A 13,474-nucleotide genomic window follows, 5' to 3' on the forward strand; every position below is an offset into this window, starting at 1 on the left:
GCCCTCAGCGCATCGGCGACGGCACCCTCAAAGCTCGAACCGCAAAAACCTTACCTGCTGACAGGTTCGTTGGCCCCGTCCACCTCTTTGGCCGTGCCTTCCACTGAATCGTCGCTGTCGGCATCCGTCTCGAAGTCGACTTCTTCGACATCGGGCGCCTTCTGTTCGATGGCCCCGACGATCAGCGGCAGCATGTTCGCCGTGGTCATGGCCCCCGCGTCGGTGTCCTGCGGTGCCCGCCAGCTGAGCGTGTCAAAGCTGTTGCAGTTCCCGCAAACCGGTGCCCAGGCGGCATGGATATGCTGGCAATTGTCGCAGACCCATTGCGGCCCGCGCGGCGCGGTCAGCGCGCGCGCCAGCCAGCCCTGCACCACCGCGTCCGAGGCGCCCTCGCCCCGTTCGATCGCGGCCATCAGCGTATAGGCGCGCGCATCGGGCGCATGATCCAGCAGGTCGCCCAGCGCCCGGCGCGCCTCGGGGAAATCCTCGGCGACGATGTTCAGTTCCGCCATCATCAGGCGGGTTTCAGCATGCTGCGGATGCGCCTTGGCCAAAGCCGCGAACCGTTTGATCCGCGCGGCGGGTGTCTCGTCAGGTGCAATCTCGGCAAAGGCATGGGCCAGATCTGGATGCGGCTGCACTTGCCAGGCCTTGGTCAGTATCTTGGCCGCATTCTTTGGTTTGCCCTTGGCGATATGCGCGCGCGCCGCCATGGCCGCCGCCGGGATCAGATCGGGAGACAGGCGGTTGGCCTCGATGGCGCGTTCCTGCTGGTCAAGGCTTGCGGTCTCGGACAGAAGATCGCGCGCCTCCGACAGCGCCAGAACCGCATCGCGGCGCTTGTACACGTCGCGCGGCAGGGTGCCGGTCTTGAGCTTCGAGGTCAGCGTTGCCCGCGCACCGGCCCAGTCCTGCGCCCGCGTCTGCAGCGTCAGCAGCACGTCCTGCGTTTCTTCATGGCGGGGTTTCAGCGCCAGCGCCTTTTCGGCCAGCTTGCGGGCGGTCTCGTCATCGCCCTCGGCCAGTTTCTGCTTCATGATCCCGCGCACCCCGACAAAACGGGTGCTCTGGTCGGTGACCAGCTTGCGATAGGTTTCCGCCGCCTTCTTGGTGTCGCCGGTCATCTCGGCGGCCTGCGCCACCAGCAGATTGGTCAGCTCGGGTTTCTGCAACAGCTTCTCGGCGCGCGCGGCCTTGGCCATGGCGAGACGCCCCTCGCCCGAGGCGAGCGCCATCAGCCCCTCGGTCAGCGCCTGATATCCGCGCCGCTCGCGCCCCCGGTCGAAATAGCGCGACAGGGCGGTTTCATCGCCGTTGAGAAACTTGAGCGTAGCAATCAGCAGCGTCAGCAGTTTGAAGAACAGCCAGACCGCCACCACCAGCAGCCCGAACCCGATCACCGATTGCAGCGGCCCCAGCGTGTATTCGGTGCCCGCGACGGTGATCTGGACACCGCCGCTTGCTTCCATCAGGAAACCGGCGCCCAGGGCCAGCAATGCGATGATCGCGACGAAAACCAGGATCTTGAGCAATGACCACAGCATGGGCTGTCCTTCAGTTCGAGTTCAGGCTTTGCGCCAGCGCATCCGCTGCCGCAATCGCTTGGTGGCGGCTGCTGGCCTGGGCAACCCAGTCGGCAAGGGCGGCCTGCGCCGCCTCGGGCAGCGCCGCCACCAGATCGAGCGCCGTTGCCAGATCGCCAGAGGTGACCGCCGCCTCGGCCCGCGAAAGCACCGCATCGGGGTCATCGCCCGCGCGCGGAGTGACCGAGCGGGCGCCGGTCTGCCGTTCGAGGAAAGCCAACAGGCCGGTGCCCCGGGTCTCTTGCCGCAGATCGGCCAATGCGGCGCGGGCAGCGGGCGGGAAAGTGTCACGCAGCACCGCCAGCGAGGCGACCCCGTCAGCGGCAGGGCCCGACAGCGCGACGGGAATGTCGATACCGGCAGCCGTCAGCGCGGCCAGCGGTTCGGCATACGCGGCGCCAGCCTCGAGCTGACCACGCAGCTGCGCCAGCGTGCCGCGATTGGCGGCCCTTTGCGCATCGGCGGCGGCGGTTGCCTTCAACGTCTGCGCATCGGCCACCATCTGTTCGACCTCGGCGCGTTGTGCCGCGAGAACCTCGCGGGTGCGGGACAGTTCCGCCTCATAGGCGGCGACCACCTCGGGAGAGGCCCCTTCGGCCACGGGCCGGGCTTCAAGCTCGGACAGGCGGGCCGTCAGGGCACTCAGCGCCTGCGCCTGGCTGTCGGTTCGGGCGCTCAGGTCCTCGGCAGTGGTGGCGAGAGGTGCAAGCTGGGCGGAGAGATCGCCCAGTTGTGCCGATAGGCCCGAGATATCAGGCATCTCAATCTTGCCGATATCGGATTTCAGGGCGCTCAGCGCCGCCTGCTGCTGATCAAGCTTCGACTGAAGTGCGGCAATGGCCTCGGCACCGTCCGATGCGCGCAAGCCTGGGGGCAGCAGAGGGTCGATCAGGTCGGCACGTCCCGCCAGAAAACCCAGCACTGCCGCGACAATGCCACCGATCAGGGCCGGGGCAAAGCCGCCGCGCCGCGTTTCGGTCGGCGCGGGCTGCGGAGCCGTTTCTGGTGGCGTAGCGGCTTCGGCTTCGGCTTCGGCTTCGGCTTCGGCTTCGGCTTCGGCTTCGGCTTCGGCTTCGGCTTCGGCTTCGGCTTCGGCTTCGGCTTCGGCTTCGGCTTCGGCTTCGGCTTCGGCTTCGGCTTCGGCTTCGGCTTCGGCTTCGGAAGGTGCCTCTGTCGCCGCCTTCGCCTCGTCAACCGCCGGTTCAGGCAACTCCTGTTTGGTCTCGGACATAGGGTCGGTGACGGTTTCCAGCTCTGGGTCTTTCTTCTCGGCCACCGCGCTGTCCCTTTCGAATCTGAAAATCTTCAAATACCGGATGCCGTTCGACACTAATGCGCGCCCGGACGCCCCTCAACCCGAATGGCACCTGTCACAAGATTTTCAATCGCCGCCCGCATTGCGTCGGCATCCGGCGCCGTCGCCGTCAAAACTTGGGAAAGCGGCGTGTTTTCAAGGGGTTTTGCTACCGCGACACTCATCGCCACCACGCTCAGCGGGGCCTGCCCCCGCACCAGACCGGCAAATTGTCGCGCGGTCCGGGGGGAAAAGAGCGGCGCGATCACCCGGTCGTCCCCGGCCAGCACCGCAAGCGCCTCGTCGGAGAACGGCAGCAGGCGCTGCGCATAGATCACCCGCTCCTCGGTCCTCAACCCCATCCGCGTCAGGTTTGCCGCCACCTCGCCCCGTCCATGTTCGCCGCGCAGATGCAAGAGCGGCGTATCCGGGCGCTGCGCCAGCAGCCCCGCGATCAGCGCCTCGGCGCTCTCACCCGCCATGGTGGCGGACCAGCCCGCCTGCGCCGCCATCCGGGTGGTTGCGCGCCCGACACAGAAACAGGGCAGCCTGCGGTCGGCACTCAGCCGCGCGGCGATGCCGACCCCATTGGACGAGGTAAAGATCAGCCCTGCCGCCGGTCCGAAATCCAGCGTCTCGACAGTTGGTTCGATCCGCAGCAGGGGGGAATAGACCACGCTCAGCGCCTCCCGGATCTCGGGGCGCAGACCGGCGACAAACCGTTCCGAGGCGCCACGCGGGCGGGTCATCAGCAGATAGATCAGAGGCGCGCTCCTGCGTGGCGGGATTGTTTGCCGGTCGCGGGGGTGATACCCCGCTCGCCGAACATCATGCAACGGTGGGGCCGATGGCGCAAACCCTGACGATACTCGGGCTGGAAAGCAGTTGCGACGATACCGCCGCCGCAGTGGTGCGCCAGACCGAGGGGCAGGCGGCCGAGATCCTGTCCTCGGTCGTGCATGGCCAGGCCGATCTGCACAGCGCCTATGGCGGTGTGGTGCCCGAGATCGCCGCCCGCGCCCATGCCGAAAAGCTGGATATCTGCGTGCGCCAGGCGCTGACCGAGGCGGGTGTTTCCCTGACCGATCTGGATGCGGTGGCGGTGACTGCCGGGCCGGGCCTGATCGGCGGGGTGATGTCGGGAGTGATGTGCGCCAAGGGAATCGCCGCCGCGACCGGCCTGCCGCTGATCGGGGTGAACCATCTGGCGGGTCACGCGCTGACCCCGCGCCTGACCGACCAGATCGCCTATCCCTATCTGATGCTGCTGGTCTCGGGCGGGCATTGCCAATACCTGATCGCGCACGGGCCCGAACAATTTTCACGGCTTGGCGGGACCATCGACGATGCCCCGGGCGAGGCCTTTGACAAGACCGCGCGCCTGCTGGGCCTGCCCCAGCCGGGCGGCCCCTCGGTCGAGGGCGAGGCGCGGCAAGGTGACCCCAAGCGGTTCCGCTTTCCCCGGCCCTTGCTGGACCGGCCCGATTGCGACCTGTCCTTTTCAGGGCTGAAGACAGCGCTGATGCGGATGCGCGACCAGCTGGTTGGCGAAAAGGGCGGGCTGACCCGGCAGGATCGCGCCGATCTGTGCGCCGGGTTTCAGGCCGCCGTGGTAGATACGCTTGCGGAAAAGACCCGGCGTGCGCTGACGCTTTATCTGGATGAGGCGCCGGCGGAGCCGGTTGTCGCGGTCGCCGGTGGGGTGGCGGCAAACGCCGCCATCCGCGCGGCGCTGGAGACGGTCTGCGCCGAGGCGGGTGCCCGGTTCACCGCGCCGCCGCTGCGCCTGTGCACCGACAACGCGGCGATGATCGCCTATGCCGGGCTCGAACGCTTCCGCAGTGGCGCCCGCGACGGGCTGGACCTGACCGCCCGGCCCCGCTGGCCACTTGATCAAAGCAGCCCGGCGATGCTGGGCAGTGGCAAGAAGGGCGCCAAGGCATGAGTATCGCGGTTCTGGGATCGGGTGCATTCGGAACCGCATTGGCGATCTCGCTGGCGGGCAAGGGGCCGGTCACGCTGTGGTCGCGTGCGCCTGAACAGGCACGGCAGATGCAGGAGACCCGCGAGAACCACCAGCGCCTGCCCGGCCTGCCGTTGCCTGCAGCGCTGAATGTGACCGCCGATCTGGATCAGGCCACGCGGTGCGACACGCTGCTTTTGGCGGTGCCGATGCAGAAGTTGCGCGGCATGCTATCCGAGCACGCCGCCGCGCTGCATGGGCGGGTTCTGGTTGCCTGCTGCAAGGGGATCGAACTGAATAGCGGCCTTGGCCCGATGGCCGTGATGGCAGAAACCCTACCCGGCACTCGCACCGCGCTGCTAACAGGACCCAGCTTTGCCCAGGATATCGCGCGCGGCCTGCCGACGGCGCTGACGCTGGCCTGCGCCGATCCGGATCTGGGCCGCGACCTGCAGGCGCAGCTGACCACCACCAACCTGCGGCTCTATCGCACCACCGACACGATCGGGGCCGAACTGGGCGGAGCGCTGAAGAACGTGATCGCGATCGGGTGCGGCGCCTGTATCGGCGCCGGGATGGGCGACAGCGCCCGCGCCGCGCTGCTGACCCGTGGCTTTGCCGAGATGCAGCGGCTGGCGGCGCTGAAAGGCGCCCGGCCCGAGACCCTGATGGGCCTGTCCGGCCTTGGCGATCTGATGCTCACCTGCTCATCCGACCTGTCGCGCAATTATCGGTTCGGCCTGGCATTGGGACGACAGGAACCGTTCGACCGCGCCACCACGGTCGAAGGTGTGGCCACCGCCCATGCGGTGGCGCAGCTGGCCCGGGACCTGGGAATCGACATGCCGATCAGCACAACGGTAGCGCAGCTTTCAAACGGTGATTACAGTGTCGCCGAAGCGATGCGTTCGCTGCTCAACAGACCGCTCAAGGAGGAATGACATGCTGGTTGCCCTGATCGCCCGCGACAAGGACGGCGCCCTGCAAACCCGGCTCGACAACCGCGCCGCGCATCTGGCCTATATCGAGGAAACCGGCGTTGTCTCGCAGGCCGGCCCCTTGCTGGACGGCGACGCGATGATCGGCTCTCTGGTCATCCTCGATGTAAGCGACCTGGCCGCCGCCGAGGACTGGGCCGCCAACGACCCCTATGCCAAGGCCGGGCTGTTCCAGTCGGTGCAGCTGATCCCGTGGAAAAAGGTGATCGGCTGATGGCCTATTGGCTGTTCAAATCGGAACCCGAGACCTGGGGCTGGGACGATCAGGTCGCCAAGGGGGATGCGGGCGAGGAATGGGATGGCGTGCGCAACTATCAGGCACGCAATTTCATGCGGGCGATGGCGCTGGGTGACCGGGGCTTCTTCTACCATTCGCAAAGCGACAAGGCCGTGGTGGGAATCGTCGAGGTCTGCGCCGAGGTTCATCCCGACAGCAAGTCGGATGACCCGCGCTGGGAATGCGTCGACATCAGGGCGGTGCGCCCCTTTCAACAGCCGGTGACACTGGAGCAGATCAAGGCCGATCCGCGCCTGTCCGAGATGGTTCTGGTGCGCAATTCGCGCCTGTCGGTGCAGCCGGTGACCGAGGCGGAATGGCGCGCAATCTGCGCAATGGGGCAGACAGATCCCGACTGATCATGCATTCTGGCCGTATCGCGGATACTCGATGAGGCAAGAATGGAACTGTTGAATGTTCTGGCGGCCGCTTTTGGCGCCTTTGCGCTGGGCTCGGTCTGGTACATGGTTCTGGCGGAACCCTGGATGCAGGATGCCAAGGTGCCGCGCGGCCCTGACGGCAGGCCCGAAGGCGGCATGACGCCGGGCATCTTTGCCGCCAGCTTTGTGCTGCAACTGATTGTGGCGGGAATGATGCGCCATGTCTTTGCCCTTTCGGGGATCGACAGCCCGGGCGCGGGGATTGTGGCCGGAATTGGCGTCGGGCTTTTCTTCATCGCGCCCTGGATCACGCTCAACAATCTCTACGGTATGCGCCCACTGCGGCTGAGCCTGATCGACGGAGGCTATGCCACGCTGGCCTGTGCGGTGATGGGCCTGATCCTGACGCTGTTCTAGGATCGCGGCCCTGGTCGGTAGCTCAATAAAAAGGGGAAGGTTCCGACGGTTCAGAACCCTCCCCTACCCCCGCGTGCTCCCAACTCACCACACGCGAATATCGTTCCGAGGTTCTGACCGTCCTGGTCATGCTTCATTTATACGCCCAATCCCCGGTCCGGCGCAAAGATAAAGCTTTGACAATACTCCTAAAATGCGAAACGCCCGCGATTGCGGGCGCTTGCGTTAGCGGCTCGTCCTCGGCTTAACCGTAGACGGATTCCTTGCCGAAATGCTTGGTCAGCATGTAGTAGACCACGGCGCGGTACTTGTTGCGCTCGGATTTGCCATAGGTGTCGACCACCTTGGCAATGGCGGCATCCAACTCGGGCCCGTCGGCCAGGCCCAGCTTCTTGATCAGGAAATTGTTCTTGACGGTTTCCAGCTCGCTCGGCTGGCTCGACGCGACGGTCGAGGCATCGGCATCATAGATCGCCGGACCGCAACCAATGGTCACCTTGGTCAGCAGGTCCATGTCGGGTGTCATCCCGCACTTGTTCTTCAGATCGTCAGCATATTGGGCGATCAGGTCGTCGCGTTTTCCCATCTCTTCGCTCTCCCGAGTTTTTCTGTTTTCGACCGGTCAATCGGTACTGGCCAGAGCCTAGCCGGAGCACGGGCACGTACAAAGGGAAAACTTGACCGGTTTTCCCTGTAAATCCCCGACACCGATCCCGGCGCGGACGGCAGGGCAGCGGGCCGCATCACTTCAGCACCACGCCATCCTTCTTGCCGTGGTCGGTACGCTGGTCAAGAACCTTGTCCTGTTCGGACCACTTCCGGATCACGGAGTCGCCGTCTGCGCATTTGCTCTTTTCGATTTCCTGAGCGGCCTGAATGCCATGCGCGCCGTGCAACTCCTCGTGTTTCCGCAATGCCGTGACAAAGGATTGCCAGCTTTTGCGTAGTTCCGGATCCAGCTTGGCCTCGTTCTTATGCTTTGGCATCGTGTAGGTAATGCTGACCGACAAGTCGCAACCACCCGTCCATTTCACATACCAATCCGTATAGGCCCAGAATCCTTTGGGGCCGCGCGCATCCATCTGCTGGATCAGATCCTGTGCGGTGGTGGCGTTCACCGAATAGGTCTTGTTCACAACCTTGATCTTGGGTTTCGCATCGGCCGCTGTAGCACCGACCGAAAGGCACAGGACCGACACGAACAGGCATTTCATCGCCCGGGAAATCGGCAGAGACTCATCAAACATGTCACACTCCACAAAAACGCTGACGATCAGAGGGATCGGCACGTTCCGGCATCGTAAGATGAGAGGGGTTCTGGGCGTCAAGATCTTTTCGATCTGCTCGACCCACACAAAAAGACCGCCCCGATCCAGTCGGGGCGGTCAATCATTACCGGAATAGCCAGCGCTTATCGCCGACAATCAATAGCGATAGTGTTCCGGTTTGAACGGGCCTTCGGGCTTGACCCCGATATAGCTGGCCTGATCGGGGCTCAGCTGGGTCAGCTTCACGCCGATCCGGGCCAGGTGCAGGCGGGCCACTTTTTCATCCAGATGCTTGGGCAGGATATAGACCTTGTTCTCGTACTGGTCGCCCTTGGTGAACAGTTCGATCTGCGCCAGAACCTGGTTAGTGAACGAGGCCGACATCACGAACGAAGGGTGGCCGGTGGCATTGCCCAGGTTCAGCAGGCGGCCTTCGGACAAGAGGATGATCTTGTTGCCCGAGGGCATCTCGATCATGTCCACCTGTTCCTTGATATTGGTCCATTTGTGGTTCTTCAGTGCGGCGACCTGAATCTCGTTGTCGAAATGGCCGATGTTGCCGACAATGGCCATGTTCTTCATCTCGCGCATATGCTCGATGCGGATCACGTCCTTGTTGCCGGTCGTGGTGATGAAGATGTCGGCGCTGGCGACTTCGTCTTCCAGCGTGGTCACCTCGAACCCGTCCATGGCGGCCTGAAGGGCGCAGATCGGGTCGACCTCGGTCACCTTCACGCGCGCACCGGCGCCGCGCAGAGACGCGGCCGAGCCCTTGCCCACATCGCCGTAGCCGCAGACCACGGCGACCTTGCCGGCCATCATGGTATCGGTGGCGCGGCGGATACCGTCGACCAGCGATTCCTTGCAGCCGTATTTGTTGTCGAATTTCGACTTGGTGACGCTGTCGTTCACGTTGATCGCCGGGAACGGCAGGTGGCCGTCCTTGACCAGCTGGTACAGGCGGTTGACGCCGGTGGTGGTTTCCTCGGACACGCCCTGAATCTGGTCACGCATCTTGGTGAACCAGCCCGGGCTTGCGGCCATACGCTTGGCGATCTGCTTCTTGATCACTTCTTCTTCTTCGGAGCCCGGAACCGGGATGATGTCCTCACCCGCCTCGGCGCGAGCGCCCAGCAGGATGTACAGCGTCGCGTCGCCGCCATCGTCCAGGATCATGTTGGGGCCTTCGTCGAACAGGAAGGACTTGTCGAGGTAATCCCAATGCTCTTCCAGGGTCTGGCCTTTGATCGCAAAAACAGGAATGCCCGCCGCCGCAATCGCCGCCGCCGCATGGTCCTGGGTCGAGAAGATGTTGCACGAGGCCCAGCGCACATCGGCGCCCAGCGCCACCAGTGTCTCGATCAGCACGGCGGTCTGGATGGTCATGTGCAGCGAGCCGACGATCCGCGCGCCCTTGAGCGGCTGCGCCTTGCCATATTCCTCGCGCAGGGTCATCAGGCCCGGCATCTCGGTTTCGGCAATGTCCAGCTCTTTGCGGCCAAACCCGGCCAACGAAATGTCCTTGACGATATAATCCCCGGCCATCTGTCACTCCATTCCGGCAAATTCGGTCGCCAGAGGCCCTATCACCCCTGCCTGCGGCTGGCAACGAGGATCAGGGGGAATGATCGCGGCACTGGCTCAGCTGGGGATATCGGGCACCGGATCGGCGTCGGGGGTCCGGAAATAATCGGTTCCCGCCGCCACGATACAGCTGATGCCGCTGGCCCGGGTCAGCAGCACGGTAAAGGTGCCGGTCTCGGCCGAGGCCCAAAGCTCGATCACCGAGGCGCCACCCGACAGGGGCTGCAAACCACCCGCCGCCAGACGTTCGGAGTATTTCTGCTGCAACCGGTCGACGATCGCATCGCGCGCGGCACAGGATTGCGCGGTGGCCGTCCCGGCGGACAGGATCAGGCCAAAGCCGGCCAATGCGCTCAACAGAGGCTTGAACATCGCAAGCTCCTTTCGCATAGAGGAACGGATCTGTTGGGGGACGTGCCGGGAGGAGATAACACGCCCCCCGGTCTTCGATAGACCGATCAAGCCACCGGGCCGCAAACGCGACACCTGATCGTTTGGCTGGCAGCATGTGATCGGAACAGGGATCAGGCTGCGCCCGGAATGTGGCAAAAACATGGCGCGCAAAGGGGGCGTGGCACGATGGCAACACAACCCAGAGCCTGGCAAAGGATGCTGTCGGGGCGGCGGCTGGATCTGCTGGACCCGACTCCGGTCGATATCGAGATCGAGGATATTGCCCATGGGCTGGCCTTTGTCGCCCGCTGGAACGGGCAGACTCATGGCGAGTTCGCCTACTCGGTCGCCGAACACTCGCTGCTGGTCGAGGATATCTTTGCCCGCATGGTGCCCGGTGCCGGGGCGAAATGGCGTCTGGCGGCGCTGCTGCACGATGCGCCCGAATATGTGATCGGCGACATGATTTCTCCGGTCAAGGCGGCGGTGGGGGCCGATTACGGGCTGCTCGACGCGCGTCTGACGGCAGCGATCCATATCCGGTTCGGCCTGCCCGCCATGCTGCCGATACAGATCAAGAAACAGATCAAGCGCGCCGATCGGGTCAGCGCCTGGATGGAGGCCACCCGCATTGCCGGGTTCACCGAGGCCGAGGCGAACAGGTTCTTTGGCCGACAGAAGCCCGAGTTGATGCAGGGTCTGGACATCCGACTGCGGCCACCGCTGGAAACACGAGCTGCCTTTACCGCGCGCTACGAGGCCTTGATTTCGGGCGTCTGATCCGTTGGCGCATCCTCAGTCGCGGCGCGGCGGGCGCGCCGTTCCTGCCGCATGATGCGGCGGCGGCGTTTCCGGTATTCCTCGCTTTCGACAAAATCGCCGGCCTGATCCAACCCCTTGTCGCGGAACATCTGCGCGCGCTCTTCATCGGTTGCGCGCGACCAGTCCACATCCGGGCGCACAAAACCGCCCATCGCCAGGCCGCGCCCGATCACCGCATGATCCAGCTCGCCAAAAGAGAGCCGGTTCGATTTGCCGCCCTCGCCGCGCACCCATTCGGTATAAAGCGCGTCGATCACCATCGGATTGCAGCGGCAGAAATGGGCAACGTTCTTGGCCAGCAGGTTGGTCGCCCCGGCCTTGCGCCGCAGGATCATCGCCACTTTCTGCTCGGGCCGTCCGACCATGGCATAGAGATGCAGCGCCGAGCCGTCTGCGGCAATCACATGGCTGGCCGCCTTGTACCGGGCCAGCTGGGTTTCGAGATTGTATTTCTCGGGGTGAAAGATGTCATAGCCCTCGGCTCGCAGCAGATCCTCCAGCCGCTCCTCTCCCAGCATGCCGCCCTTGCCTAGGCCCAGCGCCGAGCGCGAGATATAGATCTTGCTGGGACCATCAGGTTCGACCGCCTTGCCGAACCCGGCATGGATCGCATCGCGGAATTTCTGCGTACCTTGCGTGATCGGCCCCAGGCCAAAGCCTTGTCCGGGAACGATCAATTCCTCGACACGGATTGGGTCCGTGGCCACATGGATCGGCAGACCCGGGTGCATCAGGTCGATGAAGTCGCGCTGGAACCCGCGAATCTGATCGCCGACACGCGGCCGTTTGGGGATGAACAACACACCGTCGATGGGCCCGTCGATATGGTTCAGCGCCCAGAGCCGCGCAGTGCTTTCCACAAGGAAATGACCGAAATGAGCCCACAGCACCCCACCCCACAGCCAGCGTCCCGACAGAACCTCGGACACCTTCTCGGGCATCGGGGGCTCGGTCGTCAGCGGGCGATACCGACGCCAGAGCGCGCCTTGCGGACAATAGCGGCCATCGCTGTGCAGCACGCCTGCCTCTTGGGTGAATCCACTGACCTCGGGCGGCACGACGATGGCGTCGCTCAGCCTGTCCAGCCCCTCGGACCAGCCACCATCGGGCTGTGGTTGGGTGGTGGGGTCATTGGGGTCGAGTTCAGGCGCTTGCGCCATAGCGAACCTCTCAGCGCGGGCTTCTCTTGGCCAGAATCCTTTGCAGGGTCCGGCGGTGCATGTTTAGCCGGCGCGCGGTTTCGCTTACGTTACGATCACACAGTTCATAGACACGCTGGATATGTTCCCACCGTACCCGGTCCGCGCTCATCGGGTTTTCCGGCGGCGGCGGCAGCTCGTCGCCCGTGGCCAGCAGCGCATTGGTGATGTCGGTGGCATCGGCGGGTTTGGACAGATAGTCGGTGGCGCCGATCTTGACCGCCGCCACCGCAGTGGCGATGGCGCCGTACCCTGTCAGCACCACGACCCGGCAATCGGGCCGCTTGTCGCGCAACACCTCGACCACATCCAGCCCGTTGCCGTCCTCAAGCCGCAGATCGACCACCGCATAGGCCGGCGGCCGGGCCGTGGCAATGGCGCGTCCGGCGGCAACCGAACCGGCGGTCTCGATCTCGAAGCCGCGTTTTTCCATCGCCTTGGCCAAACGGCGCAGAAACGGTTCGTCATCATCGACCAGCAACAGCGACTTGTCGGGTCCGATATCGGGCTGGGGGGCGTCGACCATGCTCATACTTTCCGCTGTTTTTCGTGTTTTTGCCTAAAGGCGAGTATTACCAGCGACTGCGGCAAGGTCAAACGCCTCTGTCGTGATCACATGGCGTCCAGGAAACATCCGACCCGGTCGGCCATCTTCTCTGCCGTCTCGTCGCGGCGGAAAAACTCGACAAACCCATGTTCGGGCAGCACCAGGTAGGAGAAGGTCGAATGATCGACCAGGTAGTACTCGTCGCTCTTGTCCTGTGCCCGGTAATAGGTCTTGTAGGCCTGACTTGCCGCCTTGACCTGTTCGGGCGAACCGGTCAGGCCGATCATCCGCTCGTGCAGGTTTGCGGCAAAATCGCCGACCACCTCGGGCGTGTCGCGGTCGGCGTCGATCGAGATGAAGACCGGCGTCACCATCTGGCCCCGACCTTCCAGGATATCCACCGCCTCGGCATTGCGCGAGGTATCCAGCGGGCAGACATCGGGGCAGAAGGTATAGCCGAAATAGAGCAGCGAGGGCTCTGTGATCACATCCTTGTCGGTGACGGTCTCGCCCTTGGCATTGACCAGTTCGAACGGGCCGCCGATGGTCTCGGCCCCGCCGGCGATCTGCCCGGCGCGGCACTGGGCGAACCGGTCATTCCCATCGCCGCCCCGGGTTGCGATCCAGGTGGCACCCAATGCGGTGGCAGCGACCACCGCGGCGAGAAAGGCATAGAGTCTGGTCATTTTCGGCCTCGAAGTCAGAGATGTTGATCGTCTCGGCCCGGACACCTATCAAGATAGCCAGCC

The 13,474-nt window shown here is 64.3% G+C and carries 16 protein-coding genes; 6 read left to right on the forward strand and 10 right to left on the reverse strand.

Going from position 1 to position 13,474, the window contains the following annotated elements; all coding sequences use genetic code 11:
• Positions 1-50: 50 nt before the first annotated feature.
• The 3 genes from SPO_RS19545 to SPO_RS19555 are packed head-to-tail and all read right to left on the reverse strand — an operon-like array spanning position 51 to position 3,626.
• Positions 51-1,544 (reverse strand): heme biosynthesis protein HemY, encoded by a 1,494-nt coding sequence (locus SPO_RS19545; protein WP_044028868.1) that lies wholly within the window; start codon positions 1,542-1,544, stop codon positions 51-53.
• Positions 1,545-1,554: 10 nt separating this feature from the next.
• Positions 1,555-2,859, reverse strand: a complete 1,305-nt coding sequence (locus SPO_RS19550; RefSeq protein ID WP_044029420.1) for a hypothetical protein — start codon at positions 2,857-2,859, stop codon at positions 1,555-1,557.
• A 53-nt stretch (positions 2,860-2,912) separates the two neighbouring features.
• Positions 2,913-3,626 (reverse strand): uroporphyrinogen-III synthase, encoded by a 714-nt coding sequence (locus SPO_RS19555; protein ID WP_011049524.1) that lies wholly within the window; start codon positions 3,624-3,626, stop codon positions 2,913-2,915.
• A gap of 98 nt (positions 3,627-3,724) precedes the next feature.
• Here SPO_RS19555 and tsaD point away from each other — a divergent pair, with 98 nt between their 5' ends.
• Genes tsaD through SPO_RS19580 form a run of 5 tightly spaced genes read left to right on the forward strand, consistent with a single transcriptional unit; the run spans position 3,725 to position 6,912 of the window.
• Positions 3,725-4,822: a tRNA (adenosine(37)-N6)-threonylcarbamoyltransferase complex transferase subunit TsaD gene (tsaD, locus tag SPO_RS19560; protein ID WP_011049525.1), complete on the forward strand. Its 1,098-nt coding sequence runs from the start codon at positions 3,725-3,727 to the stop codon at positions 4,820-4,822.
• On the forward strand, positions 4,819-5,781 hold the full coding sequence (locus SPO_RS19565; RefSeq protein WP_011049526.1) for an NAD(P)H-dependent glycerol-3-phosphate dehydrogenase: 963 nt from the start codon (positions 4,819-4,821) through the stop codon (positions 5,779-5,781). Before tsaD ends, SPO_RS19565 begins: the two co-directional genes overlap by 4 nt.
• A 1-nt stretch (position 5,782) precedes the next feature.
• Entirely contained in the window at positions 5,783-6,052 is a 270-nt protein-coding gene (locus SPO_RS19570) for a YciI family protein (protein WP_011049527.1), read from the forward strand.
• Entirely contained in the window at positions 6,052-6,474 is a 423-nt protein-coding gene (locus tag SPO_RS19575) for an EVE domain-containing protein (RefSeq protein ID WP_011049528.1), read from the forward strand. Before SPO_RS19570 ends, SPO_RS19575 begins: the two co-directional genes overlap by 1 nt.
• Positions 6,475-6,516: 42 nt before the next feature.
• Positions 6,517-6,912, forward strand: coding sequence for a DUF1761 domain-containing protein (locus SPO_RS19580; RefSeq protein WP_011049529.1), 396 nt, complete (start codon positions 6,517-6,519; stop codon positions 6,910-6,912).
• Positions 6,913-7,156: 244 nt separating this feature from the next.
• Here SPO_RS19580 and SPO_RS19585 read toward each other — a convergent pair whose 3' ends face one another.
• The 4 genes from SPO_RS19585 to SPO_RS19600 all read right to left on the reverse strand — a co-directional run bounded on the left by SPO_RS19585 (position 7,157) and on the right by SPO_RS19600 (position 10,136).
• Positions 7,157-7,498, reverse strand: a complete 342-nt coding sequence (locus SPO_RS19585) for a DUF2853 family protein (protein WP_011049530.1) — start codon at positions 7,496-7,498, stop codon at positions 7,157-7,159.
• A gap of 157 nt (positions 7,499-7,655) precedes the next feature.
• Positions 7,656-8,201, reverse strand: a complete 546-nt coding sequence (locus SPO_RS19590) for a DUF922 domain-containing protein (RefSeq protein WP_230981755.1) — start codon at positions 8,199-8,201, stop codon at positions 7,656-7,658.
• A 135-nt stretch (positions 8,202-8,336) separates the two neighbouring features.
• Positions 8,337-9,725 (reverse strand): adenosylhomocysteinase, encoded by a 1,389-nt coding sequence (ahcY, locus tag SPO_RS19595; RefSeq protein WP_011049532.1) that lies wholly within the window; start codon positions 9,723-9,725, stop codon positions 8,337-8,339.
• Positions 9,726-9,821: 96 nt separating this feature from the next.
• The gene (locus SPO_RS19600; RefSeq protein WP_044028870.1) at positions 9,822-10,136 is read right to left on the reverse strand and encodes a hypothetical protein; all 315 of its coding nucleotides are present in this window, start codon (positions 10,134-10,136) and stop codon (positions 9,822-9,824) included.
• A gap of 207 nt (positions 10,137-10,343) precedes the next feature.
• On the opposite strand from SPO_RS19600, the gene SPO_RS19605 reads away from it, so the two are divergent.
• Positions 10,344-10,937, forward strand: a complete 594-nt coding sequence (locus tag SPO_RS19605; RefSeq protein WP_011049534.1) for an HD domain-containing protein — start codon at positions 10,344-10,346, stop codon at positions 10,935-10,937.
• On the opposite strand, the gene SPO_RS19610 is transcribed toward SPO_RS19605, so the two are convergent.
• The 3 genes from SPO_RS19610 to SPO_RS19620 form a co-directional block, all read right to left on the reverse strand.
• Positions 10,910-12,139 carry a glycosyltransferase family 61 protein gene (locus SPO_RS19610; protein ID WP_011049535.1) on the reverse strand — a complete coding sequence of 410 codons (1,230 nt, stop codon included), beginning with the start codon at positions 12,137-12,139 and terminating at the stop codon, positions 10,910-10,912. The genes SPO_RS19605 and SPO_RS19610 overlap by 28 nt on opposite strands.
• A 10-nt stretch (positions 12,140-12,149) precedes the next feature.
• Positions 12,150-12,704, reverse strand: coding sequence for an ActR/PrrA/RegA family redox response regulator transcription factor (locus tag SPO_RS19615; RefSeq protein WP_011049536.1), 555 nt, complete (start codon positions 12,702-12,704; stop codon positions 12,150-12,152).
• 86 nt (positions 12,705-12,790) lie between these two features.
• Positions 12,791-13,411: an SCO family protein gene (locus tag SPO_RS19620; RefSeq protein WP_011049537.1), complete on the reverse strand. Its 621-nt coding sequence runs from the start codon at positions 13,409-13,411 to the stop codon at positions 12,791-12,793.
• Positions 13,412-13,474: the final 63 nt, after the last annotated feature.

This window comes from Ruegeria pomeroyi DSS-3 (assembly GCF_000011965.2).
Lineage (GTDB): Bacteria > Pseudomonadota > Alphaproteobacteria > Rhodobacterales > Rhodobacteraceae > Ruegeria_B > Ruegeria_B pomeroyi.

Excerpts from the sequence above, each read along its gene's own strand:
- SPO_RS19545 (WP_044028868.1), bottom strand. The coding sequence starts at position 1,544 with ATGCTGTGGTCATTGCTCAAGATCCTGGTTTTCGTCGCGATCATCGCA.
- SPO_RS19555 (WP_011049524.1), bottom strand. The coding sequence starts at position 3,626 with ATGACCCGCCCGCGTGGCGCCTCGGAACGGTTTGTCGCCGGTCTGCGC.
- tsaD (WP_011049525.1), top strand. The coding sequence starts at position 3,725 with ATGGCGCAAACCCTGACGATACTCGGGCTGGAAAGCAGTTGCGACGAT.
- SPO_RS19565 (WP_011049526.1), top strand. The coding sequence starts at position 4,819 with ATGAGTATCGCGGTTCTGGGATCGGGTGCATTCGGAACCGCATTGGCG.
- SPO_RS19570 (WP_011049527.1), top strand. The coding sequence starts at position 5,783 with ATGCTGGTTGCCCTGATCGCCCGCGACAAGGACGGCGCCCTGCAAACC.
- SPO_RS19575 (WP_011049528.1), top strand. The coding sequence starts at position 6,052 with ATGGCCTATTGGCTGTTCAAATCGGAACCCGAGACCTGGGGCTGGGAC.
- SPO_RS19580 (WP_011049529.1), top strand. The coding sequence starts at position 6,517 with ATGGAACTGTTGAATGTTCTGGCGGCCGCTTTTGGCGCCTTTGCGCTG.
- SPO_RS19585 (WP_011049530.1), bottom strand. The coding sequence starts at position 7,498 with ATGGGAAAACGCGACGACCTGATCGCCCAATATGCTGACGATCTGAAG.
- ahcY (WP_011049532.1), bottom strand. The coding sequence starts at position 9,725 with ATGGCCGGGGATTATATCGTCAAGGACATTTCGTTGGCCGGGTTTGGC.
- SPO_RS19600 (WP_044028870.1), bottom strand. The coding sequence starts at position 10,136 with ATGTTCAAGCCTCTGTTGAGCGCATTGGCCGGCTTTGGCCTGATCCTG.
- SPO_RS19605 (WP_011049534.1), top strand. The coding sequence starts at position 10,344 with ATGGCAACACAACCCAGAGCCTGGCAAAGGATGCTGTCGGGGCGGCGG.
- SPO_RS19610 (WP_011049535.1), bottom strand. The coding sequence starts at position 12,139 with ATGGCGCAAGCGCCTGAACTCGACCCCAATGACCCCACCACCCAACCA.
- SPO_RS19615 (WP_011049536.1), bottom strand. The coding sequence starts at position 12,704 with ATGGTCGACGCCCCCCAGCCCGATATCGGACCCGACAAGTCGCTGTTG.
- SPO_RS19620 (WP_011049537.1), bottom strand. The coding sequence starts at position 13,411 with ATGACCAGACTCTATGCCTTTCTCGCCGCGGTGGTCGCTGCCACCGCA.